Source organism: Agrobacterium sp. NPDC090283, from assembly GCF_044769685.1.
In the GTDB taxonomy this organism is placed as follows: Bacteria; Pseudomonadota; Alphaproteobacteria; order Rhizobiales; family Rhizobiaceae; genus Agrobacterium.
Genome location: NZ_JBIVYG010000001.1, coordinates 331,404 through 357,061, shown reverse-complemented (window position 1 = coordinate 357,061; position 25,658 = coordinate 331,404). Strand labels below are relative to the sequence as shown.

Genomic DNA, 25,658 nt, shown 5'->3' with positions numbered 1-25,658 from the left:
ATGCCTGTGAATGCCCTGTTCCGTGACGATTTTTATCTCTCAACTGTGGAAGCAATCGTCACGGCGGTGCATGAGGATGGCGGCATAGAGTTCGATCAGACCTGCTTTTATGCGACGTCCGGCGGCCAGCCGGGCGATAGCGGCTTTCTCGAGCGGGCCGATGGTTCGCGCATCGACCTTGGCGTCACCAAAAACGGTGCCGACAAGAGCGTCATCATCCATGTGCCGCTCGAAGGCCAGCCTTCTCCTGACATCGGCGAAAAGCTGACCCTGCATGTGGACTGGCCGCGCCGCTACAAGCTGATGCGCATGCACACGGCCTGCCACCTGCTCTCCGTCGTCTGCCAGTGGCCAATCACGGGTGCGGCCGTCGGCGAGGATGAATCGCGTGTCGATTTCGACATGTCGGAAACCATCGACAAGGATGAGGTGACGGCAAAGCTGATGGAGCTGGTGAAAGCCAACCATCCGGTCTTCCTGCAATGGATCACCGACGAGGAGCTGTCCGCCAATCCGGGCATCGTCAAATCCAAGAATGTGCGCCCACCAATGGGCCTTGGCCGGGTCAGCCTTGTCTGCATCGGCGAGAATTCCAGCATCGACAGCCAGCCCTGCGGCGGCACCCATGTTTCCGAAACGCAGGAAGTGGGCGATATTCACATTGCCAAGATAGAAAAGAAGGGCAAGGAGAACAGGCGGTTCCGCATTCGTTTCGGCGCGCCTGAAGCTGTTGCCTGAGATTGGGAGAAACATCGTGAGCACGGATAAGAGCCGTTTCGTCGTTTCGGCGGACTGGGTGGAAAAACAGCTCGGCACATCAGGGTTTCGTGTCGTTGATGCCTCCTGGTATCTGCCGGCGCACAAGCGCAACGGCGCGGAAGAATATGCGGCCGGTCACCTTCCCGGTGCTGTCTTCTTCGATCAGGACAAGATCGCCGATCATACGACCGGCCTGCCGCACTCCCTGCCCTCGCCGGAATTCTTCGCGGAACAGGCCGGCGCGCTCGGCCTCAGCGATGCCGATACGATCGTGGTCTATGACGGCCCCGGCTTCTTTTCCGCACCGCGTGTGTGGTGGATGCTCAGAGTGATGGGCGTGCGCAAGGCCTATGTGCTGGATGGTGGCCTGGATGGCTGGAAACGCGAAGGCCGGCCGCTCGAAACGGGCACACCGGAAATCGAGCCGGCGACCTTTACGCCTGACTTCAACGAAAAGCGCGTGACGTCGCTTGCCGCCATGCGCGGCATCGTCGACAGCGGCGAAAAGCAGATCGCCGACGCCCGTGGCGCCGGACGCTTTACCGGCGACGAGGCCGAGCCGCGTGCCGGCATGCGCTCCGGCCATATGCCCGGCGCGCGCAGCCTGCCCGCGACGGCCTTTTCCGAAAACGGCCACTTCAAGGACCTCACCGCCATTCGCAAGATGGTGACCGATGCCGGCATCGATCTTTCGAAGCCCGTCGTCACCAGTTGCGGCTCGGGCGTCACCGCCGCCGTCATCACGCTGGCGCTGGAATCGCTCGGCCATCAGGATAATTCGCTTTATGACGGCTCATGGTCGGAATGGGGCGGATTGCAGGATACGCCGGTGGTTACCGGTCCGGCGGATGCGATCCCCACGCTGTCGCACGGACCACTGAAGGCGCATGTGACGCAGCTGGAAATGACCGCACCGCCAAAGGTCAGCCTGCCGATCCCCGTCAACATCCAGACGGCGCTGATGCGGGTCAACAATATTCCCCTGCATTTCTACCGCTATCTTTACTGGCGGGTGGGGAAACGCTGGCACTGGCAGAAGCGCATGCGCATGAGCGATGCCGAGCTTTCCGCCATCCTGCGCGATCCGAAAAACAGCGTCACCGTTCTTTATATGAACGGTGCACCCGCCGGTTTCTTTGAGCTGAACAAGGCGAGCGACGACGTGACCGAGCTTTCCTATTTCGGGCTGCTCGAAGAGGCGATTGGCGCGGGCGTCGGCAAGTGGTTCCTGCTGCAGGCGCTTTACGCCGCCTGGCAGGACAATCCGCAGCGGGTGACGGTGACCACCAATACGCTCGACCATCCGCGCGCGCTGCAGCTTTACCAGATGATGGGCTTTTCACCCGTCGGCACCTATGAGGCCTGGGTAGAGCCGCTTGCCGATACGGAGCTTCTGGAGATATCGCTGCGGAATTGAGGCTTCGGCCTTCGAGAGCGGCGCACGCCGTTCTTCGATACGGAGTGTGTGCCGTTCCTTCCCCCTCATTCCTGTGCTTGTCACAGGAATCCAGCCAACCCAAGTCCTTCGACTGAAAAGACTCTTCCCGTCGCGCAGACGCGCGTCGACTGGATTCCTGTGACAAGCACAGGAATGAGGGCGGAGGCAGGTGCCAGCCTCGTAAACCGTTGACCGGTTGGTGCGAAGCCCCAAAACAGCGTAATGCTCAAGCCTTCTCGATCATCAGATGCGTAGCGCCCTCGCCCGCCACCGTTCCGGCGCAGCGATAACCGAGCACGGGCAAATCCAGCCCTTCGAAAAGCAGCTCCCCCTTGCCGAGAAACACCGGCGCAAGGGCCAGATGCAACTCATCGATCATGCCCGCCACCATATATTGCCGGATGGTGGAAACGCCGCCGCCAATGCGGACATCCTTGCCATTCGCCGCCGCCAGCGCCCGGTCGAGCGCCGCTTCGATGCCATCGGTGACGAAATGGAACTCGGTGCCACCCTTCATCGCAAAGGAAGGACGTGCATGGTGGGTCAGGACAAAAACCGGGACATGATAGGGCGGCTCCTCGCCCCACCAGCCCTTCCAGCTTTCATCCGGCCAGGCGCCGCGCACAGGTCCGAACATGTTACGACCTAAAACCCAGGCGCCTATATTTTCGAAGCTCTTTTCGGAAAAATTCTCGTCCGTACCGGTCGAGCCGCCTTCCTTGCCGAACATGCGGTGGAAGGTGCGGGTCTTGAAAGCCCATTGGTGCAGCTCTTCGCCCTTCACGCCCAGCGGGTTCTGCAGGCTCTGGTCCGGTCCTGCGCCATAGCCGTCAAGCGAAATGGCGAAATTGCGAACGACGACCTTGGGCATGGCATTCTCCTCCCCATTCAGGAGGCAGATCACCAGCGTCCGGCAATCGGCCTCAGATTTCCCGTTCCAGATTAACCGCCGTCGGAATTTGCCCGCCGGCGGCGCCCTTGTCTTCCGTGACGGTGTTCAACAGGTGATCGGCAATCAGCTCCGCCTGGAACTTGCCAAGTTCGTAGCAATAGGTGATTTCGCGCTTTTCCGCCGACCAATAGACATCCGGACGGCCACAGGATTTGGCTGTCAGCTTGACGTCGCCGTTCAGGGCATAAGCGCCGAAGCTGCGGCTGATGAGATCGAGCACCTTCGATTCCCTGACCATGATGGCATAGGGTTCAAGGTCAGGATCGCGCGGCGGCACGTAGCTGACGGAAAATCTGGACGATGTTTGGCTGCGGTGGGGGGCGAGAAATTTCTCCCAGGCAGAAGCGACGCCCGGATAGGCGGCGGCGCATTTGTCGAAGTCGGCATTGTTGAGACCCATCATGGCGGCCAGATCGCCATAACCGTCCTTGTCGCGGCCGACCATCAGGCAGGCCATGTTGCGATCGCGGCTCCTGTCGGGCACCAGCGCGGAGAAGACCGGCGCGTCGTGCTCAGGCAAAGTCTCCACCTCACGCGCCAGATACCAGCTGTCGGTGGCGTTGACGAGCGCGGTGTCGAGCCATTCCTCATTGGCCTGCAGGATGAGCGTGCCCGCCAATTGATCGGCCGGCGCCTGCGCGCTTGCTGTTTCCGCCGTCCCGAAATCCGAGATCAGCATGCGCGCGCCCTCATGATAAAGCGAGAAAATCGCGTTGCCGATGACGAAATTGACCGCCTGCTGCAGCTGTTCATCGGACAGGCCATCCAGACCGGAGGCGACCTGTGCCTCGGCCTCAATCGGAACCGTCAACGAAACGAAAGCCAGCGGAACGGCGGCCAGAAAACGACGGAACATAAAATCAGACCTTCCGGTAACGAGGAGCGTCACTGATTCCCGAAGCTAACGAGTCACGCAATGGGCTGGTTGCATCGCCTGTCAAGAATCGGGTGGATAGTGATCCGTTTCGGGAGCATAGCTGCAAAGAAGCAACGCCGATGCCAGCCCGGGAGGCCCGACCATGACCGATCTCGTTTTTACTGCAATGCCGGCTAAAGAAGCCGAGGCCTTCCGGGCGGGAGCCGCCGATGCCTATGGCAACCCACCGGAAAAGGCCGTTTCTCCGGGCGGCATGCCCTGCCGCCATTGCCTTTCCCAGATCGGAAAAGGCGAAGGGATGCTGGTCCTCGCCTACCGGCCCTTTCCTTCGCTGCAGCCCTATGCGGAAACGGGGCCGGTGTTTCTGCATGCCGATGCCTGTGAACGCTATCCGCAGACGGAGACCGTCCCGCCAATGCTGGACAGCCCTGACTACATCGTGCGCGGTTATGGGGCGGATGACCGCATCGTCTACGGCACCGGCGCGGTAACGGCGACGGGCGAGATCGTTTCACGCGCGCGGCACCTTCTGGAGCGCGCTGACGTCGCCTATGTGCATGTGCGATCCGCCCGCAACAATTGCTACCAGTGCCGTATCGATACAGCATAATCGGCAATTACCTGCAATTTTAAGAGAAGAACTAAACGGCTCTCAAGCTTTCCGGGCCATGATGCGGGTATCGGAAACAATTGATTTGAGCAGCAAGATGACAAACAACCTCAACATGGCGACCCGGACCGCGCCCCGCAGCAAGACCAGAATTTTTGCGACCGTGCATTATTTCAGCCAGTCGACCAGAGGACGCGTGGTCGATCTTTCGGCAACCGGAATGGCACTCGAACTGGACGGGCCTTTCGCCGCCGCCAAGGGCAGCCGGGTCAAGGTGCAGAGCGACGATCTGGGCTTCATCGAGGGTGTCGTTCAGTGGCAGCACATGAACCGCCTCGGCCTGCAGCTCAAGCTTTCCACCAACACGCTGGCGCAGCTTTCCTCCTATTTCCGCTTCTTCCACGAAGAAGTAAAACCGACCCTGGCACGCTGATCGGCCGGTGCAGAAAACAGGAATGCGCAGAGCAGACGATGCGCATTCTCCGGCACGGCGACACCCGCGCCGCGTGCCCATGACAAAAAATTTATCAAACGGTTGAAAACAGGCCCATCTGTCACGGGCCTGTCATTTTGGTGATGGACTCCTCTGCGATTGCTTCTACCCTGTCATTTTTCCTGACAGAGCAAGCTTCATCCGAAGGAGTTCCCATGTCGTCGCTTCTCGCTCTCCACCCCATCACCCGCAGGTCGCTGCTGGGCGGCATCGCAGCCTCCTCGGCGCTGGTGATGCTGCACCCTTTTGCTGCGCGCGCGGCGGCCAACCAGGCGCATCTGCGCATCATGGAAACGACCGACATCCATGTTCATGTCTTTCCCTATGATTATTACGCCGACAAGCCGAACGACACGATGGGACTGGCGCGCACCGCCTCGATCATCGACACCATCCGCGCCGAAGCCGGAAACTCGATGCTGGTGGACAATGGCGACTTCCTGCAGGGCAATCCGCTCGGCGACTATATCGCCTATGAGCGCGGCATGAAGGCCGGCGACAAGCACCCTGTCATCAATGCGATGAACGTGCTGGGTTACGATTGCGGCACGCTCGGCAACCACGAATTCAATTACGGCCTCGACTATATGTCGAACACGCTGGCTGGTGCCGGTTTCCCTTACGTCTGCGCCAACCTCACCAAGGGTCAGCTCGCTTCCGATCCGAAAAACGACGAGCTGTTCTTCAAGCCCTATGTCATTCTGGAAAAGCAGATCCGCGACGGCGGCGGCGTGACGAGCCCGGTCAAGGTCGGCATTATCGGTTTCGTGCCGCCGCAGATCATGATGTGGGATTCCAAGAACCTGGAGGGCAAGGCCCAGACGCGCGACATCGTCGAGGCGGCGAAAGCCTGGGTGCCTGTCATGAAGGAAGAAGGCGCCGATATCGTCATCGCCCTTTCCCATTCCGGCATCGACGGCAAGGGCCAGACGGACCGCATGGAAAACGCCTCGCTTTACCTGGCGGGAGTGGAAGGCATCGACGCCATCTTCACCGGCCACCAGCATCTCGTCTTCCCGGGTCCTAAGACCTGGGACGGTATCGAGGGCGTGGATGCGGTGAAGGGCACGCTGCAGGGCAAGCCAGCGGTGATGGGCGGTTTCTGGGGCTCGCATATGGGCCTCATCGATCTGCTGCTCGAAAAGGATGGCAAGAGCTGGAAGATCGTCGACTTCACCTCCGAAGCCCGGCCGATCTATCACCGCGACGAAAACCGCAAGGTCGTCGCCGATTTCACGGACAAGGCGGAAGTCCTCGCCGCTGCCAAGGCCGATCACGAGGCAGCCCTTGCCTATGTGCGCCGCCCGGTGGGCAAGACGTCCGCTCCGCTCTATTCCTATTTCGCGCTGGTAGCGGACGATCCGTCCGTACAGATCGTCTCCAATGCCCAGACCTGGTACATCAAGGACATGCTGAAGGAAGGGCAATACAAGGATCTGCCCGTGCTTTCGGCGGCAGCGCCTTTCAAGTCCGGCGGTCGTGGCGGTGCTGATTATTATACCGATGTCCCCGCCGGTGACATCGCCATCAAGAACGTCGCCGATCTTTACCTCTACCCCAACACGGTGCAGGCGGTGCTGATCAACGGCGCGCAGGTGAAGAACTGGCTGGAAATGTCGGCGGGCATGTTCAACACGGTGGAGGCCGGCGCAAAGGACGCGCCGCTGCTGAATGCGGATTTCCCCTCCTATAATTTCGATGTCATCGATGGTGTCACCTATCAGATCGACATTTCCAAACCGGCGAAATTCGACAAGGACGGCAAGGCCGTCAATCCGGACAGCAACCGCATCGTCAACTTGCAATTTGAAGGCAAGCCGATCGATCCCGAGCAGAAATTCGTGGTGGCGACCAATAATTACCGGGCAAGCGGTGGCGGCAAATTCCCCGATATCGCCGGCGACAAGGTGATCTTCGTCGCTCCCGACACCAACCGCGACGTGATCGTGCGCTATATCATCGATCAGGGCACCATCAACCCGTCGGCGGATGCCAACTGGTCCTTCGCGCCTGTCGCCAATACCACGGCGATCTTCGAGACCGGCCCCAAGGGGCGCCATTACGCGGCCGATATCAAGGGCGCGAAAATCGAGGATGCCGGTGACGGCGCGGAAGGTTTTGCGAAGTTCCGTCTCGTTCTTTGAGGGCTTCGGCCTTTCGGCTGCTGGCGGCAGGGGGGAAGCTCTGCCGCCATCCTTGGACTTGTTCCAAGGATTTAACCACGTCAACAAAATCAATCCGCAGCAGATCCTCGGGACAAGCCCGAGGATGACATTGAGTTTGATGGAAACTATCGGCAATATCGAGGGCTATCCCGTCAATCACGTCCGCCGAGCGTTCGCAGCAGAAGCGCCAGTTCCGCCGGCGGCTTCTGCTCGACACGCCTATAATCGCTGCCATCGCGGTTGCGGCGGATGAGCCTCAGGCCGACCATGTCGCGCCTCAGCATCGCCGCATCGCCAAACAGGTGCAGGTTATCCAGAAAGCTGCTGAATTCCCGTTCGGAAAAGCTCCGCCCGGCGGGAATTTTCGCCCATAGATACCAGAGGCACAGTTCCTGATGCGAGCGGCGGGCTGGCCATTGCATCAGCCGGCCGGTGGCATCGAACACACGGACGGTCTTCAGCACCCTGCCCTCATTCACGGCCGGCAGGATCTCAGGCCGGGAAGGTCCGCTTTCGGCGGATGGGGTGCGTGAAGCGCGCAGATGCTGGAAATTGCGGAACCCGGCAGCCCGACTCAGAAGATTGAGCATCTCCACATGGCTCGGCTGGCGGTCCAGCCTGCCGATCTGTTCGCGCAGCGATTTGGCAAAGGTCGAGAGATCGGCGATATCGATGGAAAGGATCGAACGTGGCATGACTTATCCTCACGTGCCATTCCGAAAAGGTGTCGCTGATCGCCGGCTTCCGACAGGGCACGGGATAAGTGCTGTCAATCTTTCAAAATGCAGGTTTAGCTTCCCTTGCGGGACGGCGATGCCTCGGTGAACTGCTGACCGTGGTTCAGGTATAGGCAGGCCGGTCGCTTGCGTCAATTGGTGTTGCCTCGGCACAGGACCGAGATCGCCGCGTGTTTCTTCTCCCCGCCGGGGAGAAGGTGGCCCGAAGAGTCGGATGAGGGGGCAACGTTGCCGAATATCTCCACCCTCGCCCCCTCCCCGGCGGGGAGAAGAAATACGCGGCGCCCTCTCAGCCTAAAAACAATTGTCGCGGCTCCAGCCAATGTCACTCGGCGGCGACAGCGATGTTCCTCTGTTTGCTAGCCGCGAGCATCCCGTTGAAATCCTTGTGGTTCGGACAGGCCGAGAGGCGTTGCTGAAATGCTTCGGCAAGCCATTGGCCGGCGGGTCCGGCCGGTGAATCAACCCGTCGCAGCGCAAAGAGCGGATATTCGCCCTGCTCATAGGCCTCGAGTTCCAGTGCCTTCAGGCTGCCGTTAGTCAGATCGTTGCGCACGATCGATGCGGGCAGACCGCCCCAGCCGAGGCCGCCCTTGATCAGCTGGTATTTCGTGGCGATGTCGCTGACGCGCCAGGTTTTGTAAGACAACACGTTAAAATCGCGGCCCTTGGTCAGACCGGACGCATCGGTGACGACAAGCTGAATTTCCTCGCGCACGTCGGCAAGAACCAGCGGCCGCTCGATCTGCGCCAGCGGATGATCGGCCGCAACCACCGGCAACATGAAGGAATGGCCGACCTTTTCCATGACAAGTTCATCATCCTGGCGCAATACCGCCCCGCCAATGCCGATGCCCGCCTTGCGGGAGAGCACCATCTCCATGACCATGCCCAGCTCGCCGACATTGAGGCTGAGAGTGACGGTGGGGAATTGCTGGCGAAAATCCCGCAGCACGGCCACGACGGCCTCCGCCGGCACCATGGTGCTGATGGCGACCGAAAGCTCCGCCTCCAGCCCCTGTTTCAGCCCCTTGGCGCGGGCACGCATCTCCTGCAGGCCGGCGACAATGCGCCTTGCATCCTCCAGCATGGCGCGGCCTTCATCCGTCAGCTTCGGCTGGCGCACGCCGCTGCGCTCGAACAGCGTGACTTCAAGCTGCGCCTCGAGATTGGCGATGGTGTAGCTGACCACCGATTGCGCGCGATTGAGCGCCCGTGACGCGGCGGAAAAACTGCCGGTCTCGGCAACCGTCAAAAACACCTGCAATTGATCGAGCGTCGGGTTCGCGTCCATGTCCCATCCATTTCATCGATAGATTGCTTCCACATTATCACAGTTTTCTTGATGGCAGTAATTTTTCATATAAAGCGCAAAGGAAGGGCATCGCGCTCTCCCGCCCTCCCAAGGCGCCCGTAAATTCATCGCATATGCAAGGAAAGACCATGTCCAACATTCTTCTCATCACCTCCAGCCCGCGTGGCGACGAATCGGTTTCGAACAAGTTTGCCGGTGAGCTTGCAAACAAGCTGAAGGCCAAGTCGGCGTCCAACACCCTTGTCCACCGCGATCTCGCCGCTGATCCGATCCCGCATCTCGACACCGTCAAGACCGCCGCCATCCGCAAGCCGGCCGACCAGCGCACCGCCGAAGAAGCGGTTGCCGCCGATTATTCCGACAAGCTGGTTACGGAACTTCTGGCTGCGGACACAGTCGTCATCGGCACCGGCCTCATCAACTTCAACATCTATTCCGGCCTGAAGTCGTGGATCGACAATGTCGCCCGCGCCGGCCAGACCTTCAAATACACCGAAACCGGCCCGGTCGGCCTTGCCACCGGCAAGAAGGTCTACATCGTTCTGGCCGCTGCCGGCGTTTATTCCGAAGGTCCGGCCGTTTCGATGAACCACGCCGTTCCCTACCTGAAGACCGTTCTCGGCTTCATGGGCATGACGGATGTGGAAGTCATCTATGTCGAAGGTCTGGCATTCGGTCCGGAAGCCGTCGAAAAGGCCGTTGCAGCCGCCGAAGCCAAGGTTGCAGAACTGGCGCAGGCCGCCTGAGGCACGCTCAATGAAGGCCGATGCCGGCGGATCGCCGGTATCAGCCGACCCACATGCCATGACGGCCGTGGACCTGGTCCCGGCCGTTATTTTTTGCCGCATAGAGCCGCGCATCGGCCTCCGATAAAAGCGCACGGAAAAGCTGCCCATCCTCGAAAGCGGTCGCGACGCCGATGCTGACGGTGAGCGGCGAACCGTCCGGCCGTTGCAGGTCCGCAAGGACCGCCGCCCGCAGACCGGCCGAAAATGCAAGCGCCGTTTCATGCGTCATCGCCGGCAGGAGCGCCACGAATTCCTCGCCGCCGAAACGGTAGAGATGTCCCAGCGGCTGCACGGCGCGCTTCAGCACGGCGGCGAATTCCCGCAAGATCTCATCGCCCTGCAGGTGCCCGAACGTGTCGTTGACGGTCTTGAAATGATCGATATCGACGATCAGCACGCTGACCGGCCGCTTTTTCTCCAGGCATTCCACGACAACCGAGGGCGCATCGAGTTCCATGCGGGCGCGGTCCGATACGCCGGTCAGCATATCGCGTCCGGAGCGGGACAGAAGCTCCTCGTAACGTTCCCTGAAAGTGAGATCGTTGAAGACATCGGCAACGCTGCGGCGTGTCAGAAAGCGGCCCTTGGCCGATGTCAGCCAGAGATAGGTGGCAAAGAGCAGCGAATAGATGCCGACTGCCGCCATCTTCGCCTTCCAGCCATCGTAGAAGACATCGACGGGTGCGTTGAACAATAATCGCAGCGCCCCATAAAAACCCGCCTGATCGAAGCTCAGGATAACGACGCCGCAGATCGCGAAGCGCAGCACGATATGGCGCTGCAGATAGCGCCCCAGCTTTTCGTAAAACAGGATGATGGCGATGGCGTCGATATAAAGCAGGCTGGTTCCCCAGACCATCAGCACGCCCATATCATCCAGAAACGCAGTGCTGACCGACTGTCCGGGAACAATCGCCACCGTTTGGTGAAAACGGATGATCTGCGCCATGATGACGGTTATTATATTGCCGAGAAACAGGCCGTAGATCGGCTGTCGCACGACGGCCGCATCCTCCCGCATATAGAGCATGAGGATCATCATCAGCTTGCCGGCAAAAAGGATCGAGGAGCCGGGCGACGCCACGCCGAAAGGCAGCTCGACGTAAAAGACGGCCGCCAGATAGGTTTCCAGGAAGTGCATGACGCCCAGCGCGGTGAGAAAAACACCGATGCCGAGAATATGCCGGTAATGAAGGAATGCCGTCATTACCGAAAAATAGACGATGGCCTCCGTCAGAAAGAGGGCCAGATTTGCCCATTGCATCGGCACATGCCCTATCGATCCATATCGCGCGGGTTGATTGGCGCGACTCCATGCCCTCTACAGCAATTCCGGTGAACGCGGTTCACCGGAATTGCTCTAACTCTTTGTTCTGCGCATTTCCGAACGCAAACCGAGTACACTTTTGCTGGAAATGCTCCAGAGACGATAGGCCGAAGCAAACAACGGAATCTTAATATCCGGGGCAAGAAAACGTCATCATTTTCCTGGGAAAAGCGACGCGCCGTTCTGGTCGATGATGAGCTTTGCCTTGCGGATCGTGAATTCCACCGCATCGTCCATGCTGGTGAAGACGTCGGCGCGCACGAATTCATGCACCAGCACTTCGTCGCCGGCCTTTTTTTCGATGCGGCCCGCCAGGCGGAACTGGCCGCCTTCCTTGATCGGCGTCGCATAGATCAGATAGTCGCCATGCGCATGCGGCTCCGCCTGGGCCGTCTTCTGTGGCGCGTCGGAGGACGGCTGGCCGGAGCCGAAGGCCGAGAGGATTTTGGAAAAAAACGATGCCATGGCTTTCACTCCCTCAATCTGTGTCAGTTTTGAAGGGCGGAGGTCATCCGCCCTTCCCTGCCTCTTCCGATCAGATGATCAGGTTCGACAGGATGTCGTTTTCGGTGATGTCCTCATAGCCGAGACCGGCAGCTTCGAAGCGCTCCAGCAGGCCGGCGAAATTCTCCTTGGCGCTGGTTTCGATGCCGATCAAAATCGAACCGAAATTGCGGGCCGATTTCTTCAGATATTCGAAACGGGCGATATCGTCATCCGGACCGAGCAGATTGAGGAAATCGCGCAGCGCACCGGGGCGCTGTGGCAGGCGCAGAATGAAGTATTTCTTCACGCCCGTGTAACGCATGGCGCGTTCCTTCACGTCAGGAAGGCGCTCGAAATCGAAATTGCCGCCGGAAACCACGGCAATGACCGTCTTGCCTTCCAGTCTTTCACGGCCGAGCTTTTCCAGCGCGGCAATCGCCAGCGCGCCGGCCGGCTCCAGCACCACGCCTTCGAGGTTCAGCATCTCGATGATGGTCACGCAGATGGCGTTTTCCGGGATGAGCATGACCTGCTCGGCCGGGAAATCCTTCAGCGCCTTGAAATTCAGATCACCGATGCGGGCGACAGCGGCGCCGTCGACGAAATTGTCGACCTTGTTCAGCGTCACCGGTTCGCCGCGTTCGAGGCTCTTCTTCAGGCTTGGCGCGCCTTCCGGCTCGCAGAACACGAAGTTTTCCTTCTTCACCGTGCCGGCCAGAAAGCCCGACAGGCCAGCCGAAAGACCGCCGCCGCCTACGGGCATGACAACGATATCAGGCTTGGTGCCTTCCGGAAGCTGATCCATGATCTCGGCGGCGACCGTCGCCTGGCCTTCGATGATATCCTCATGGTCGAAGGGCGGCACCATGTAACCGTCATTATCCTGCACATGCTGGCGCGCGGCGGCATAACACTGGTCGAATATATCGCCCACCAGACGGATGCTGATGAATTCGCCGCCAAAGATGCGGGTCTTTTCGATCTTCTGTTGCGGCGTCGTCACCGGCATGAAAACAACGCCGTGAACACCGAAATGACGGCAGGCGAAAGCAAAGCCCTGCGCATGGTTGCCGGCCGAAGCGCAGACGAAAACCTTGCCTTTGCCGGCCTTGGCCACCGCCTTGCGCAGGAAGTTGAATGCGCCTCTAATCTTGTAGGAACGAACCGGGGACAGATCCTCACGCTTCAGCCAAATCGACGCGCCATACCGACGGCTGAGATGTTCATTCAACTGCAACGGCGTTTCCGGGAATATCTCCCGCACTTCCCGCCGCGCTGCTTCCACAAGCTGCTTGTCCACGATAGTCAATCCATTGAAATTCATAATGGCACCCGCTATGCCATAGGACGGCGTCCGAGACAAAGACTCATTTCAGCGCGGCCACGAACTATGGGTTTGATTTCTTGAACAGCAATCTTCTGCGCTCGGTCATCTATGTGGCATCCATCTTCGGGCTTTACATGGCGACGGCCATGTTTCTGCCGGCGCTCACCGATCTTTATTACGGCAATGACGACTGGATGGTGTTTGCGCTGTCGGGTTTCATGTGCGGAGGCTTTGCGCTTGCCTGCGCGCTGGCGACACGCGGGCCGATTGCGGCCTTCAACAAACGTTTCGGCTTTCTGCTGGTCAACCTGCTCTGGCTGGTCTTTTCCATCATCGGCGCTGTTCCGCTTTATCTGTCCGAACTCAACCTGACGCTCGGCCAGGCCCTGTTCGAATCCGTTTCCGCGATTACGACGACGGGATCGACAGCCATTGCCGGTCTCGACAACGCGCCGCAGGGCATCCTTCTCTGGCGCTCGCTGCTGTGCTGGCTTGGCGGTATCGGTATCGTGGCGCTCGGCCTCTTCATCCTGCCGCTGCTGCGCGTCGGCGGCATGACCTTCTTCCGCATGGAATCCTCCGATACCGGCAACGACCGGCCTTTCGCGCGGCTGGCGAGCTTCACGCGGGCTTTCGTCGCCATTTACATCATCATGACGCTTGCCTGTACGATCGCTTACGATTTTGCCGGCATGTCGCATTTCGATGCGCTGAACCATGCCATGTCGACGGTCGCGACCGGCGGTTTTTCCACCCATGACGCGTCTTTCGCCTATTTTAACAATACGGCGCTGCTGTGGATCGCCACCATCTTCCTGATCTTCGGCAGCCTGCCCTTCTCGGTCATGATCCTGCTGGCCGTGCGCCGCCGGCTGGAAACGCTGCGCGACCCGCAGATCGCCGTCTTCCTCGGCTATCTCTGCGCGATCTCGATTGCGATCGGCGTCTACCATCATTTCAGGAACGGCGTGCCGCTGGATGATGCCCTCAGCCATTCCTTCTTCAATATAACCTCGATCCTTTCGACCGGCGGCTTTGCCAGCGACGATTATACGCTCTGGGGGCCTTTCGTTGTCGTCGTTGCCTTTTTCGCAACCTTCATGGGCGGCTGTTCCGGCTCGACGGCGGGCGGGATCAAGGCCTATCGTTTTCTTATCATGTTCAACGTGGCGCGCGCCGGGCTGAAAAAGCTGATCTATCCGAATGCGGTCTATTCGGTGCGTTACGGCCAGCAGGTGGTCGATCCCGATACGATCCGGACGATCTTCCTGTTCGTCAGCTGTTTCATCGCACTGTGGATCGCCGGCAGTCTTGCCATGAGCCTGATGGGTTATGATTTCCTGACCGCCACCTCGGCCGTTGCGACCTCGCTCGCCAATGTCGGGCCCGGCATCGGCCCGATCATCGGCCCGGCCGGCAATTTCTCCACCATCAGCGATCCCGCCCTTTATCTCCTGTCGGTCCTGATGCTGCTCGGACGTCTGGAAATCCTGACAGTCTTGGTGCTGCTGATGCCGATCTTCTGGCGCAGTTGATGTCGTGGCACACTTGTTGAGCGCCAGCGAATAAAGCGCTTGACCTTCCCACGTTGGAATAGTCCAGGCTCCTCCTGTTAGAATTCCAAACCATGGAGAATCGCCTATGTGCACCGCTCACCAGCATCACGCCGAAACCACCACGGCGCCCGTCGATGCAGATATTTCCTTTCACGTTGAAGACATGACCTGCGGTCACTGCGCCGGCGTGATCAAGGGCGCGATCGAAAAGACCGTTCCCGGCGCTGCCGTGCATGCCGATCCGGCAAGCCGCACGGTTGTGGTTGGCGGCGTCTCCGATTCGGCGCGGATTGCCGAAATCATCACCGCTGCAGGCTATACGCCGGAAGCACGCGCCTGATCCGAAGCGATACCGGCGGCGCTTCATCCCTGCGGCCGCCGGATCGCCTGTCAGCCCCGCTTCACGCTGAATTGTGTGACGGGTTTTGGACGGCATCCGTCCCTCTTTCCTCCCCAATGGCGAACGCCCTCTCCCTTTCAATCTGGGATGACGGAGGAGGTTCTTCCCGGCTTAATGAAGCGAATCATCCACATGCCGTGACACCGGCCTTGTGAACCTGTCTGCCCCCCCCTTCCGGTGGATCAAGGCACGATATTTATTGTATCCATGACGTTCCCCTCCTCCGTCATTCCGGCCGGAATCCAGCCGACGTGCGTCTGCAAGACGGGAAAACTCCTTTCAGCCCAAGGACTTGGGCTGGCTGGATTCCGGCACAGGGCCGGAATGACGCAGGAGAGGCTCAAGGGCCCCTCACAAAAAGACCCGGCTCCTGCGAGCCGGGTCCCTCTCCATCAGCACCGTCACGCCAACTTACTTCGTCGCCAGATCCTTGGTCATGACAAAATAGTTCAGCGGATGCGGCTTGTAGTTTTCGAGCTTGGCCGAATAGGCATCGAACACGGTCTCGTGGATGAGGAAGACGGAAACGGCTTCGTCGTAAATCTTCTTCGCCGCCTCGCCGTAAATCGCATAACGCTTGGCAGGCTCGCCAGCCGAATAGGCGGATTTGATCAGCTTGTCCGTCTCCGCATTGCAATAATGCGAGATGTTGTAGCTGCCGCCGCAGGTATAGTCGGCATTCAGGAAACCGGCCGGTTCAGCGACGTCGGTGGCGTAACCGCGAGACAGCAGCGCCATGTCGAAATTGCCGGCCAGCATATCGGGTTCGATGGCGCTGTAATCGGCAACGCGGACATCGACCTTGATGCCGAGTTCCTGCAACTGCGCCTGGATGATCGCTGCGACGTCCTTGAGTTCGGTCTTTGCCGTATAGGCAAGCAACGTCACCTTCAGGCTGCCGGGCGCAACGCCCGCCTCTTTCAGCAGATCCTTGGCTTTTTCCACGTCATAGGCGGGTTTGGTTTCCTTTGCAGCCCATGGTTCACCGGCCGCAAAGGGCATGGTCGCGCCCTTGACCACGCCTTCATAGATACTCTCGGCGATACCACCCGTATCGATGGCGGCCTGGATCGCCTGGCGCACCTTGATATTGTTGAAAGGCGGCTTTGAATTGTTCAGCAGCAGCTCGGTGATACGCGGCGACGGGATGGGTGCAACCTTGACGCCATCGGTGGATTCGATGGTCTTGACCGTCCATGGCGGCACGAGCCGCGAAACCTGCGCCTCCCCGGTTCGGGCCTGGGTGGCGCGTGTGTCGGCATCGGGCACGAAATTGACACGGCCGCCGGAAAGTTTCGGCATGCCGCCCCAATAGTCGTGATTGGCCGTCAGAACCATATGCTGGCTGGGGTCGACCTCGGTGATCTTGAAAGGCCCGGTGCAGGTTCCGATCGGATCGACCTTGCCGTCCTTATACGCGGATGGAGCAAGGATGGAAGTGGCGGGGCTTGCCATCTGCGCCGGAAGCAGCACAGAGGGTTCGATCGTCGTGATCTTCACGACATCGTCGCCGCCAGCTTCGACGGCGGCAATCAGCTTCGGAGAGAAGGCACGGGCGGGCACGGGTGCTTTCAGGAGATTGCCGAGTGCATTGACCGCGGCCTTGGCATCGAGCGGCTCGCCGTTCTGGAACTTGACGCCCTTGCGCAGCTTGAACTCCCACACCTTGGGATCAGTCTGCTTCCAGGACTCGGCGAGGCTTGGCTCCAGTTTCATGTCATAACCGACACGCACAAGGCTTTCAAAACAACCCGCACGCGAGCCGAGATAGGCATCGTCGGAGGCCATCTGCCAGCCGGTCTTCACACCGAAATTATCGTCATAGGTAATCGTGGCGGCCTCTGCCGCATGCGTTCCAAACGAAACCACAATGGCGCATGACGCCAAAAGTGCGTGCTTCATCATAGAAGATTCCCCTTTTATTTTTGATGACAACGCTCACAATTCGTATATTTTCACGAAATTTCACTCAATCACTACAAAGACAATAAGAATACCCGATGGATATCTCTCGATTATCCATTCGAATATTCTCTATTTTATGTTTTGTACTCGAAATATTATTCCGATATTAATCCGCAAACACACAATTCATCTGTTTTTACGGCGACAGAAAACTGTAACTGCGTTGTCCGTCAGCCCCATTCCCGCCAGCGGTGGCAGCGCGCGAAATGCTCGCCGGAAACGCCTTCCAGAACGGGTTCCACCTCGCCGCATATCTCGGTCGCATATTTGCAGCGGGTATGGAATTTGCATCCATCAGGAGGGTTGAGAGGGCTCGGCAGATCGCCGTCCAGAAGCATCTCCGGTGCATATAACCCCGTCTCGTCCAGCATCGACGATGCGATGAGAGCCTTGGTATAGGGGTGCTTCGGCGCCCGGAAAAGCTCCTCCCGGTCGGCAATTTCAACGACGCGTCCGAGATACATCACGGCGATGCGATCGCAGAGATAACGCACCACACGCAGATCGTGGGAAATCATCAGAACCGTCAAACCGTGACGGCGCTTCATGTCCATCAAGAGGTTCAGGATCTGCGTGCGCATCGAGGCGTCAAGCGCCGATGTCGGCTCGTCGCAGACGAGGAAGCTCGGATTGAGAAGCAGCGCACGGCCGATGACGACGCGCTGCAACTGGCCGCCGGAACACTGGCTCGGATACCGATCGTAAAAAGAGCCGTCGAGGCCGACCTCTTCCAGCATCCGGAAAACCCGGGCCGTGCGCTCCTCGCGGGTGCCGATGCCATGCTGGGCAAGCGGCGCTTCCATGCTCTGGCCGATACGCATGCGCGGATCGAGTGCGGAATAGGGGTCCTGAAATACCAGCTGCACGACCCGGCGCATACGCCGGAGCGCCTCGCCCTGCATGTGCAGCATATCGTTCTGCCCGATGCTGACCTCGCCTTTCGTTGCGTGGGTCAGCCGCGTGATCAGCCCGGCAACCGTGCTTTTACCGCATCCGGATTCCCCGACGAGACCCAGCACTTCCCCCTCGCCGATCGTCAGGGAAACATCGTCGACGGATTTCACCACACGGTGACCGAAGCCCGATATGGGATAATATTTGCAGAGGTTCTTCGCGACCACAAAGGGCCGCCTGTTGTTTTCCGCCGATGGCGGGATCTGTGTCGTCGCTGTCGATAACATCGTCGCCCTCCCTCAGCAGACCGTATGGCCGGCATGGTCGTGACCGGTATGATCGTGGTTGGCATGGTCGTGGCCGACCGCCCAGCACCGCGCCTTTCGCCCTTCGGGCAAGGCATTCAGATCCGGTTCCGAGGCCATGCAGCGGCCGCCCATGCCTGCGGAATTGGCAAGCGCGCAGCGCGGATGAAACCGGCAGCCGCAGGACATGTCATGGGCCTGCGCACTGGAGCCGGGGATCGTCAGCAACTGTCCCTCGCTGTCGGTGGTCAACAGCGAACAGCTGATGAGCGCCTTGGTATAGGGGTGCTGCGGCGCCTTGAGGATCGCCTGTGTCGGCCCCTCCTCGACGATGCGGCCGGCATACATGACCGCGATCCGGTCCGCGAAAGCGGCGACGACCGAGAGATCGTGGGTGATGAGCAGCGTGGCAAGCCGGCGCTTGCGGCGTTCGTCGTCGAGAAGACGGAGTATCTGTGCCTGCACGGTGACATCAAGCGCCGTCGTCGGTTCGTCGGCGATCAGAAGCTGCGGATTGCCCGACAGTGCGGCCGCAATCATCACACGTTGCGCCATGCCGCCGGAAAGTTCATGCGCAAAGCACTGCGCCCGCGCCGACGGATCGGGAATGCCGACGTCCGACAGGAGACCGACGACCCGGTTAAGCGCCGCATGCCGGCTCATTTTACGGTGAATCCAGAGCGGCTCCGCCACCTGCGTCCTCACCCGGCTTGTCGGGTCGAGCATGGCCTGCGGCTGCTGGAACAGCATGCTGATATCGGCGCCGCGCAGCGCATCTAGTTCGGAAGATGAAAGAGCGAGAATGTCGCGCCCGGCAAAGGAAATGCGGCCGGAATTGATTTCCGCGCCCTGCGGCAAAAAGCCGCATCAGCGACAGCGCCGTCATGCTCTTGCCCGACCCGGATTCGCCGACAAGAGCGACGACTTCCCCGGCGTTGACGGAAAGCGTCAGGCCCGAAATAACAAACTTGCGGCCATTTTGCGCCGGCACCGAAACGTGCAGGTCCTCTATCTCCAGAAGCGGTGCGCATTCAGGGGATATGGCCGTATTGGCAAGCGTTTGTCCTTCGATATTCATAAGAGTTCCCCTTATTTTTATTGAATCGGAGGCATTGCGTATTCTTCATGCGGCTTCAGACGATATTACTCTCCTTCCGGTTTTGTTGCGTCATCTATGTTTGACAATCATCAAATCGACTATGCCCGTTGGCAGGCGTCAATGACCGTTGTTTTTCTTCGTTTCCAGGTTCAGGCCATGGCCGATCCACGTCACGCTGAGCGCCGCCAGGAAAATCGCCAGACCCGGTGCGATGACGAGAACGGGCATCCGCTCCGCGTAAGCCTGCGCATCGGCTAGCATCAGCGCCCAGTCGGCGGCCGGCGGCTGTACGCCGAGGCCCAGAAACGACAATCCGCCCACCGTGATCAGCTTGTGGCCAAAACGCAGGAAGGCCACGGCCGCAATGGGCCAGATCGTATTGGGAATGATATGCCGGAAGATAATGAAGCGCCGCGTGCAACCGAGCACCTCTGCCGCGCGGATATATTCGCGGGAATTGATCGAAAGTGTCAGCCCGCGCGCCAGCCGCGCAAAAGGCGTCCAGCCAACGATGGTCAGCGAGGCGATCAGCGTGCCATATCCCGGGCCGAAGATGGCGACGAGGAAAATCGCGATCACCACATCAGGTATGGCGATGAGCAGGTCCACGATGCGCATCAGCACTTCATCGAGGATGCCGCGGCTGCGGCCGCTGATGATGCCGATAAAGGTCCCGATCACGACCGACAGAATGACGGTGATGGCGGCGATGGTGACCGTGAAGCGACCGCCGATCAACAGCCGGCTCAGGACATCCCGCCCGAGATGGTCCGTCCCCAGCCAATAGGCGGCGCTCGGCGCATTCAGCCTGAGCCGCAGGCTCTGCTTTGCCGGATCGTAAGGCGAAATCCACGGCGCGATCACCAGCAGCAGAATGATGACGAGAAAAATCGCCGATCCCGCATAGAAGGTCCAGTGCCGGCGGCGGATGAAATCCGTGAACCGGGCGAGGTTCGAAGGACGCTTGGGCGTGGTCATCGGCATGGCGGCGGCAGGCGCGCTCGGAAAGTGGCTAATGGTCATGGTGACCTCGCATTGCTGGATTGATCAGGACATAAAAGCTGTCGGCCAGGGTATTGATCAGGATGGAGAGCGCCACGATGCAGATGAAACCGCCCTGCAGCATCGGAATATCGCGATTGACCACGGCGTCGTAGAGAAGCCGGCCCATGCCGGGAATGGCGAAGATCACTTCCACCACCACCGATCCGCCCAGCAGGCCGGCAAGCCACAAAGCGAAGAAGGTGACGACCGGCAGCGAGCCGTTGCGGATGCCGTGGCGCATGACCGTGCCATGCATGCCGAGACCACGGCTGCGGGCCGCCGTGATATAGGGCGCGCGCAGAACCTCGGCCATGGCGGCGCGCGTGACCTGGGTGAAGTAGGCGAGCGGCCGCAGCGTCAGGGTCAGCGCAGGAAGCACCAGCGAACGCCAGCTATCCCACCCGGCCGAGGGCAACCAGCCGAGATAGAGCGCGAAGACCAGCGCCGACATGGGCGCAAACCAGTATTCGGGCGTTGCGACGAAGGTCTGGATCATCAGCGTCGCGAAATTATCGAGCCGCCCACCCGGACGCATCGCCGCCAGAGTGCCGAGCGGCAGGGCGACGGCCACCGCGACCGCCAGCGCCGTCAGCGCCAGTGTCACCGATACCCAGAGCGACCGCAAAAGTTCGGCGGCGACCGGCTGGCTGCTGGTGAAGGAAAAACCAAGATCGCCCCGCAGCGCGCCCGACAACCATGCGAAATATTGCACATAGAGCGGGCGGTCCAGGCCGAGGCTGACCCTGAGCGCCTCGACCGCATGCGGATCGAGCGCCGTATCGCGCATGCGCGACATGAGAATGGTGCGGGCCGGATCGCCGCCCGCCATATAGGGCAAAAGAAACGCGATGACGGACACGATCGCCAGCATCAGGCACAGAATAAGGAAGCGCTGTATTATCTGTATCCACATGGCTTGGTCTCCTTCACCACAATTGGCGTCTGCACTGCAATCCACGCCCGTTTCCCAAAGGAAAACGGCCGCTTATTTCACCGGGCGCTGTAGATCCATCACCGGACCGGAGGTGCCCTTCAGCATGCCGGTGCGCTTGGGCACGATGGCCACGGTCGTAAAATCGATATCCTCGGCATGGGCCAGATCGTGAATGATCGGGCAATCCGGCTCACCATTGTCAGGGCAATAGGTTGCGAGATTTCGAAGCGTGTCGGCCATCTCGCGAAGCGTATGCATCTTCGCTTCCAGATCGACGACATGTTCCATGACGATGCGTTTGACATCGCAGGAGGCGCCGCCCGGATCGCGCCAGAGCGTCATGAGCTGCCTGATCTTTTCGATGGAGAAACCGAGATCGCGTCCGCGCCGGATGAAGCGCAGCGTTTCCAGATCATTGGCCGTATAGACCCGGTATCCGGACTCCGTGCGGTTTGCCGATTTGATCAGGCCGATTGTTTCGTAATGCCTGATCATCTTCGCAGAAACACCGGATGCGGTGGCGGCTGTGCCAATATTCATCGATCCTGCTCCTATCTTTCCGGGGTGAAAAACACGTCTGCATGAATGTCGGCGGTGCGCATGCCGCGCGCCAGAAGCTGCGGCACCGTCGCCTCGATCATGGCCGGCGGGCCTGCAATATAGGCTTTCCAGCCATCGAGATCGTCGAAATCATCCGCCACGGCCGCGCCGACATAACCGCAGCGGATATCGGCATGTTCCTCATGCGAGAGAACCGGAACGAAACTCAGATTGCCATGCCGCGCGGCAAGGTCTCCGAAGCGGTCGAGCATATAGAGATCGCGCTCGGCGCGCGCGCCGAAATAGACATGAACCGGCCGTTCACGGCCCGTTGCAAGCGCCGCCTCGATAACGGCCTTGACGGGGGCAAGCCCCGAACCGCCGGCGATGCCGAGGATCGGCCCGCAATGTTTTTCCCGCAGGAACGAAGAGCCGAAAGGCCCGACGATCGTGACGGGGTCACCCGCGCTGGCGAGCGAGAAGATGCGGCCGCTCGTCATGCCGCCGGGAACATGCCGGATGTGGAATTCAATCAGTTCCTCATCCACCCGGCTCGCAATGGAATAATCGCGCGGAGAACAGTCCGCATAAAGCAGGCGTACATATTGACCGGGCTTGAAGGTAAACTGCCCGCGATCGTCAAGCCGGATGCGGATGAGCTTGATATCATGCGTGGCATCCAGCACTTCCGCAACCACGCCCTCAAATCGGCCGGTCGGAATATCGGCGATCTCATCCGCCCCATCGAGCCAGCTGATCGTCATGTCGCCCAACGGCACGGCCCGGCAGGCGAGCGTCAGGCCATCGGCCTTTTCCTCTTCGGTCAAGGAGAAGGGTGTATGTTTGAGAAGGTCGATCTCGCCGGAAATGAGATGCGATTTGCAGGCGCCGCAACGACCCATGCGACAGCCATGCGGATAGGTGACCCCTGCGGCCAATGCGGCCTGAAGCACGGTCTCACCCTCAGCCGCCATGATGCTGCGTCCGATCTGCGGCAGATAGATTGTGTTGCCAGGCGTCATCATGTCCGCCTCCTATTCGGCCGCTGCGAGCTGCATGCCGGACGATCTGTCCACCAGCGGCGCGCGGAAGCTTTTCAGGCGCAGCGCGTTCGTCAATACGAAGACGCTGGAAAGCGCCATGGCTCCGGCGGCAAGGACAGGCGATAGCAGAACGCCGTTGACAGGATACAATATTCCGGCCGCCACGGGAACGAGAGCGGCATTGTAAGCGAAGGCCCAGAACAGATTCTGGCCGATATTGCGGATCGTGGCCTTGGAGAGCGCGATGGCATTGGCAACGCCACGCAGATCGCCGGACATCAGCACCACATCGGCGCTTTCAATGGCGACATCCGTGCCCGTGCCGATGGCGAGCCCGACATCGGCGGCCGCAAGCGCCGGCGCATCGTTGATGCCATCGCCGACAAAGGCGACACGTCGCCCACCGGCGGCAAGCCTTTTGACAGCCTCCACCTTGCCGTCAGGCAGTACTTCCGCCACCACCTCATCGATACCGAGACGGCGGGCAATGGCTTCAGCCGTGCGGCGATTGTCACCCGTGATCATCGTGACCTTGAGGCCCAGTGCATGCAGTGCCGCAATCGCTTCCGGCGTCGTCTGCTTGACCGGATCGGCAACGGCGATGATCGCAGCCAGCCTGCCATCGACGGCGGCATAAAGCGGCGACTGCCCTTCCCTGCCCAGCCGTTCGGCATCGTCTGCGAACATCGCGACATCGTAACCGAGCTTGGCCATGAACCGGTCTGCACCCGCTTCGACCCTGCGGCCGTCGACCATGGCTGCAACACCAAAACCGGGGGTCGCTTCGAAACCTTCCGCATCGGCAAGCGTCAGGCCGCCATGTTTCGCAGCCTCGACGATCGCTTCGGCAATCGGATGTTCGGAATGGTTCTCCAGCGAGGCGACGAGACGCAGCACCTCATCCGCATCGAAACCGTGGGTCGTGGTAAAATGCACCAGTTTCGGCTTGCCGAGTGTCAGCGTGCCGGTCTTGTCGACGGCGATCACATCGGCATCGCGGAGCGTCTGGAGCGCATCGCCGCGCCGGAACAGCACGCCCATTTCGGCGGCGCGGCCGGTGCCGACCATGATCGAGGTCGGCGTGGCAAGGCCCATGGCGCAGGGACAGGCGATGATGAGCACCGCAACCGCATTGACAAGCGCGAAGGTCAAGGCCGGATCAGGCCCAAAGATGAACCAGACGGTAAAGGTGGCGAGCGCAGCCAGCATGACGGCCGGCACGAACCAGTTGGTGACCTTGTCCACCAGCGCCTGAATGGGCAGCTTGTCGGCCTGCGCCTCCTCGACCATGCGGATGATCTGTGCGATCAGCGTATCGGCACCGACCTTGGTGGCGCGGAAAGTGAAAGAACCGTTGCGGTTGACCGTGCCGCCGACGACTTCGGAACCCGCCGCCTTGGTGACCGGCACCGGTTCACCCGTGATCATCGATTCATCGACATAAGAAGAGCCGCTGAGGACCAGCCCGTCGACCGGCACTTTTTCGCCGGGGCGAACGACGATCACATCGCCGGTGCGCACATCCTGCAACGGCACATCGACGGTCTCACCATCGCGCAGCACGCGGGCGGACTTCGCCTGCAGGCCGACCAGCCGCTTTATCGCCTCGCTGGTGCGGCCCTTGGCGCGCGCCTCGAGGAAGCGTCCGAGAAGGATGAGCGTGACGATGACTGCCGCCGCCTCGTAATAGACATTGGCGGTGCCGCTCGGCAGGATTCTGGGCATGAAGGTCGCGACAACCGAAAATCCCCAGGCGGCGGCAGTGCCCAGCACGACAAGCGAATTCATGTCCGGCGCCAGCCGCAGAAGCGCGGGTATGCCCTTTTTGAAGAAGCGCAGGCCGGGCCCGAACAGAACCAGCGTCGTCAGCACGAATTGCAGATACCAGCTTTCCTGCATGCCGACCGTTTCCATCACGAAATCATGGATGGCAGGCACCAGATGCGACCCCATTTCCAGCACGAAAACCGGCAGCGTCAGAACAGCGGCAATGGCGAGGCTGATTTTCAGGCTGCGCAGTTCCGCCTCGCGCTTGTCCTGCTCGCCATCTTTGGCTTTGTCGGCGACAATCTCGTTCGCCTTATAGCCCGCCCGTTTGATGGCATCCGCGAGATTGGCTGCCGAGGCGGCGTTGCCGGCAACGCGAACGGTGGCGCGTTCCGTCGCCAGATTGACGCTTGCACCGGAAACACCGGAGACGGCCTTCAACGCCTTTTCGACACGTCCGACGCAGGAGGCGCAGGTCATGCCTTCAATATCGAGTTCGATGGTTTGCTCTTCGACGCTGTAACCGGCCTGCCGCACCGCCTCGATAACGGCCGGCACATCCGGCGGCCCGGAAAAGGAAATGTCGGCACGTTCCGTCGCAAGATTGACCGACGCTTTCAGAACGCCCGGCACCCTGGCGATCGCCTTTTCCACGCGGCCCACACAGGAGGCGCATGTCATGCCATCGATCGCAATCTGATGACTCGCCCGGATCTCCATTTGTGACATGCGTATGACCCCTCTTTTCTTGTGTTAAAAAAAAGATAGGGCTTCCCATCGTGGCAAGGTCAATAGGGTCTTTTTGATGATTTTCAAGTGACGATGCCGTGCACGTGA

Annotated in this window: 22 protein-coding genes and 1 pseudogene; 8 read left to right on the top strand and 15 right to left on the bottom strand. The window is 60.1% G+C overall.

The window, feature by feature from the left end:
- Positions 1-738 (top strand): alanyl-tRNA editing protein, encoded by a 738-nt coding sequence (locus tag ACIQUH_RS01775; protein WP_400812134.1) that lies wholly within the window; start codon positions 1-3, stop codon positions 736-738.
- A 16-nt stretch (positions 739-754) separates the two neighbouring features.
- Positions 755-2,176 carry a 3-mercaptopyruvate sulfurtransferase gene (gene sseA / locus ACIQUH_RS01770; protein ID WP_400812132.1) on the top strand — a complete coding sequence of 474 codons (1,422 nt, stop codon included), beginning with the start codon at positions 755-757 and terminating at the stop codon, positions 2,174-2,176.
- 247 nt (positions 2,177-2,423) lie between these two features.
- Here sseA and ACIQUH_RS01765 read toward each other — a convergent pair whose 3' ends face one another.
- Together ACIQUH_RS01765 and ACIQUH_RS01760 are read right to left on the bottom strand one after the other, a co-directional pair.
- Complete coding sequence (locus tag ACIQUH_RS01765; RefSeq protein ID WP_400812130.1) at positions 2,424-3,068, bottom strand: dihydrofolate reductase family protein; 645 nt, start codon at positions 3,066-3,068, stop codon at positions 2,424-2,426.
- A gap of 52 nt (positions 3,069-3,120) precedes the next feature.
- The gene (locus ACIQUH_RS01760) at positions 3,121-4,005 is read right to left on the bottom strand and encodes a DUF4344 domain-containing metallopeptidase (RefSeq protein ID WP_400812128.1); all 885 of its coding nucleotides are present in this window, start codon (positions 4,003-4,005) and stop codon (positions 3,121-3,123) included.
- 163 nt (positions 4,006-4,168) lie between these two features.
- Between ACIQUH_RS01760 and ACIQUH_RS01755 the strand changes: the two genes are divergently transcribed.
- The 3 genes from ACIQUH_RS01755 (at position 4,169) to ACIQUH_RS01745 (ending at position 7,273) form a co-directional block, all read left to right on the top strand.
- Positions 4,169-4,636, top strand: coding sequence for a DUF1203 domain-containing protein (locus tag ACIQUH_RS01755; protein ID WP_400812127.1), 468 nt, complete (start codon positions 4,169-4,171; stop codon positions 4,634-4,636).
- A 97-nt stretch (positions 4,637-4,733) separates the two neighbouring features.
- Positions 4,734-5,069, top strand: coding sequence for a PilZ domain-containing protein (locus ACIQUH_RS01750; protein WP_400812125.1), 336 nt, complete (start codon positions 4,734-4,736; stop codon positions 5,067-5,069).
- Positions 5,070-5,284: 215 nt separating this feature from the next.
- Positions 5,285-7,273 carry a bifunctional 2',3'-cyclic-nucleotide 2'-phosphodiesterase/3'-nucleotidase gene (locus tag ACIQUH_RS01745; RefSeq protein ID WP_400812123.1) on the top strand — a complete coding sequence of 663 codons (1,989 nt, stop codon included), beginning with the start codon at positions 5,285-5,287 and terminating at the stop codon, positions 7,271-7,273.
- Between the two features lie 173 nt (positions 7,274-7,446).
- Here ACIQUH_RS01745 and ACIQUH_RS01740 read toward each other — a convergent pair whose 3' ends face one another.
- Positions 7,447-7,989 carry a DUF2087 domain-containing protein gene (locus tag ACIQUH_RS01740; RefSeq protein ID WP_400812121.1) on the bottom strand — a complete coding sequence of 181 codons (543 nt, stop codon included), beginning with the start codon at positions 7,987-7,989 and terminating at the stop codon, positions 7,447-7,449.
- 367 nt (positions 7,990-8,356) lie between these two features.
- The gene (locus tag ACIQUH_RS01735) at positions 8,357-9,325 is read right to left on the bottom strand and encodes a LysR family transcriptional regulator (protein ID WP_400812119.1); all 969 of its coding nucleotides are present in this window, start codon (positions 9,323-9,325) and stop codon (positions 8,357-8,359) included.
- Positions 9,326-9,474: 149 nt separating this feature from the next.
- Between ACIQUH_RS01735 and ACIQUH_RS01730 the strand changes: the two genes are divergently transcribed.
- A complete protein-coding gene (locus ACIQUH_RS01730) occupies positions 9,475-10,092 on the top strand; it encodes an FMN-dependent NADH-azoreductase (protein ID WP_400812117.1) in 618 nt (205 codons plus the stop codon).
- A 40-nt stretch (positions 10,093-10,132) separates the two neighbouring features.
- Here ACIQUH_RS01730 and ACIQUH_RS01725 read toward each other — a convergent pair whose 3' ends face one another.
- From ACIQUH_RS01725 to ilvA, 3 genes are all read right to left on the bottom strand, one after another.
- The gene (locus ACIQUH_RS01725; protein ID WP_400812115.1) at positions 10,133-11,398 is read right to left on the bottom strand and encodes a diguanylate cyclase; all 1,266 of its coding nucleotides are present in this window, start codon (positions 11,396-11,398) and stop codon (positions 10,133-10,135) included.
- A gap of 216 nt (positions 11,399-11,614) precedes the next feature.
- On the bottom strand, positions 11,615-11,926 hold the full coding sequence (locus ACIQUH_RS01720; protein ID WP_020811123.1) for an HlyU family transcriptional regulator: 312 nt from the start codon (positions 11,924-11,926) through the stop codon (positions 11,615-11,617).
- Between the two features lie 70 nt (positions 11,927-11,996).
- Complete coding sequence (ilvA, locus tag ACIQUH_RS01715; protein WP_400812112.1) at positions 11,997-13,271, bottom strand: threonine ammonia-lyase; 1,275 nt, start codon at positions 13,269-13,271, stop codon at positions 11,997-11,999.
- Positions 13,272-13,351: 80 nt separating this feature from the next.
- Here ilvA and ACIQUH_RS01710 point away from each other — a divergent pair, with 80 nt between their 5' ends.
- Together ACIQUH_RS01710 and ACIQUH_RS01705 are read left to right on the top strand one after the other, a co-directional pair.
- Positions 13,352-14,809: a TrkH family potassium uptake protein gene (locus tag ACIQUH_RS01710; RefSeq protein ID WP_400812110.1), complete on the top strand. Its 1,458-nt coding sequence runs from the start codon at positions 13,352-13,354 to the stop codon at positions 14,807-14,809.
- A 106-nt stretch (positions 14,810-14,915) separates the two neighbouring features.
- Positions 14,916-15,170, top strand: a complete 255-nt coding sequence (locus ACIQUH_RS01705) for a heavy-metal-associated domain-containing protein (RefSeq protein ID WP_400812108.1) — start codon at positions 14,916-14,918, stop codon at positions 15,168-15,170.
- A gap of 471 nt (positions 15,171-15,641) precedes the next feature.
- Here the strand turns inward: ACIQUH_RS01705 and ACIQUH_RS01700 are convergent, their stop codons facing one another.
- The 8 genes and pseudogenes from ACIQUH_RS01700 to ACIQUH_RS01665 form a co-directional block, all read right to left on the bottom strand.
- Positions 15,642-17,135, bottom strand: a complete 1,494-nt coding sequence (locus ACIQUH_RS01700) for an ABC transporter substrate-binding protein (RefSeq protein ID WP_400812106.1) — start codon at positions 17,133-17,135, stop codon at positions 15,642-15,644.
- Positions 17,136-17,365: 230 nt separating this feature from the next.
- Positions 17,366-18,376, bottom strand: a complete 1,011-nt coding sequence (locus ACIQUH_RS01695) for an ABC transporter ATP-binding protein (RefSeq protein ID WP_400812104.1) — start codon at positions 18,374-18,376, stop codon at positions 17,366-17,368.
- A 12-nt stretch (positions 18,377-18,388) separates the two neighbouring features.
- Positions 18,389-19,472, bottom strand: a pseudogene (locus ACIQUH_RS01690) (ABC transporter ATP-binding protein).
- Between the two features lie 138 nt (positions 19,473-19,610).
- Entirely contained in the window at positions 19,611-20,516 is a 906-nt protein-coding gene (locus tag ACIQUH_RS01685) for an ABC transporter permease (RefSeq protein ID WP_400812102.1), read from the bottom strand.
- A complete protein-coding gene (locus tag ACIQUH_RS01680) occupies positions 20,506-21,450 on the bottom strand; it encodes an ABC transporter permease (RefSeq protein WP_269314591.1) in 945 nt (314 codons plus the stop codon). The genes ACIQUH_RS01685 and ACIQUH_RS01680 overlap by 11 nt, the downstream gene beginning before the upstream one ends.
- A gap of 72 nt (positions 21,451-21,522) precedes the next feature.
- Positions 21,523-22,011: a Cu(I)-responsive transcriptional regulator gene (gene cueR, locus ACIQUH_RS01675; RefSeq protein WP_003520818.1), complete on the bottom strand. Its 489-nt coding sequence runs from the start codon at positions 22,009-22,011 to the stop codon at positions 21,523-21,525.
- Between the two features lie 11 nt (positions 22,012-22,022).
- On the bottom strand, positions 22,023-23,033 hold the full coding sequence (locus ACIQUH_RS01670) for a 2Fe-2S iron-sulfur cluster-binding protein (protein WP_400812491.1): 1,011 nt from the start codon (positions 23,031-23,033) through the stop codon (positions 22,023-22,025).
- Between the two features lie 12 nt (positions 23,034-23,045).
- Positions 23,046-25,550, bottom strand: coding sequence for a heavy metal translocating P-type ATPase (locus tag ACIQUH_RS01665; protein WP_400812099.1), 2,505 nt, complete (start codon positions 25,548-25,550; stop codon positions 23,046-23,048).
- Between the last annotated feature and the right edge of the window lie 108 nt (positions 25,551-25,658).

Excerpts from the sequence above, each read along its gene's own strand:
- ACIQUH_RS01775 (WP_400812134.1), top strand. The coding sequence starts at position 1 with ATGCCTGTGAATGCCCTGTTCCGTGACGATTTTTATCTCTCAACTGTG.
- ACIQUH_RS01765 (WP_400812130.1), bottom strand. The coding sequence starts at position 3,068 with ATGCCCAAGGTCGTCGTTCGCAATTTCGCCATTTCGCTTGACGGCTAT.
- ACIQUH_RS01760 (WP_400812128.1), bottom strand. The coding sequence starts at position 4,005 with ATGTTCCGTCGTTTTCTGGCCGCCGTTCCGCTGGCTTTCGTTTCGTTG.
- ACIQUH_RS01755 (WP_400812127.1), top strand. The coding sequence starts at position 4,169 with ATGACCGATCTCGTTTTTACTGCAATGCCGGCTAAAGAAGCCGAGGCC.
- ACIQUH_RS01750 (WP_400812125.1), top strand. The coding sequence starts at position 4,734 with ATGACAAACAACCTCAACATGGCGACCCGGACCGCGCCCCGCAGCAAG.
- ACIQUH_RS01745 (WP_400812123.1), top strand. The coding sequence starts at position 5,285 with ATGTCGTCGCTTCTCGCTCTCCACCCCATCACCCGCAGGTCGCTGCTG.
- ACIQUH_RS01740 (WP_400812121.1), bottom strand. The coding sequence starts at position 7,989 with ATGCCACGTTCGATCCTTTCCATCGATATCGCCGATCTCTCGACCTTT.
- ACIQUH_RS01735 (WP_400812119.1), bottom strand. The coding sequence starts at position 9,325 with ATGGACGCGAACCCGACGCTCGATCAATTGCAGGTGTTTTTGACGGTT.
- ACIQUH_RS01730 (WP_400812117.1), top strand. The coding sequence starts at position 9,475 with ATGTCCAACATTCTTCTCATCACCTCCAGCCCGCGTGGCGACGAATCG.
- ACIQUH_RS01725 (WP_400812115.1), bottom strand. The coding sequence starts at position 11,398 with ATGCAATGGGCAAATCTGGCCCTCTTTCTGACGGAGGCCATCGTCTAT.
- ACIQUH_RS01720 (WP_020811123.1), bottom strand. The coding sequence starts at position 11,926 with ATGGCATCGTTTTTTTCCAAAATCCTCTCGGCCTTCGGCTCCGGCCAG.
- ilvA (WP_400812112.1), bottom strand. The coding sequence starts at position 13,271 with ATGAATTTCAATGGATTGACTATCGTGGACAAGCAGCTTGTGGAAGCA.
- ACIQUH_RS01705 (WP_400812108.1), top strand. The coding sequence starts at position 14,916 with ATGTGCACCGCTCACCAGCATCACGCCGAAACCACCACGGCGCCCGTC.
- ACIQUH_RS01700 (WP_400812106.1), bottom strand. The coding sequence starts at position 17,135 with ATGATGAAGCACGCACTTTTGGCGTCATGCGCCATTGTGGTTTCGTTT.
- ACIQUH_RS01695 (WP_400812104.1), bottom strand. The coding sequence starts at position 18,376 with ATGTTATCGACAGCGACGACACAGATCCCGCCATCGGCGGAAAACAAC.
- ACIQUH_RS01685 (WP_400812102.1), bottom strand. The coding sequence starts at position 20,516 with ATGACCATTAGCCACTTTCCGAGCGCGCCTGCCGCCGCCATGCCGATG.
- ACIQUH_RS01680 (WP_269314591.1), bottom strand. The coding sequence starts at position 21,450 with ATGTGGATACAGATAATACAGCGCTTCCTTATTCTGTGCCTGATGCTG.
- cueR (WP_003520818.1), bottom strand. The coding sequence starts at position 22,011 with ATGAATATTGGCACAGCCGCCACCGCATCCGGTGTTTCTGCGAAGATG.
- ACIQUH_RS01670 (WP_400812491.1), bottom strand. The coding sequence starts at position 23,033 with ATGACGCCTGGCAACACAATCTATCTGCCGCAGATCGGACGCAGCATC.
- ACIQUH_RS01665 (WP_400812099.1), bottom strand. The coding sequence starts at position 25,550 with ATGTCACAAATGGAGATCCGGGCGAGTCATCAGATTGCGATCGATGGC.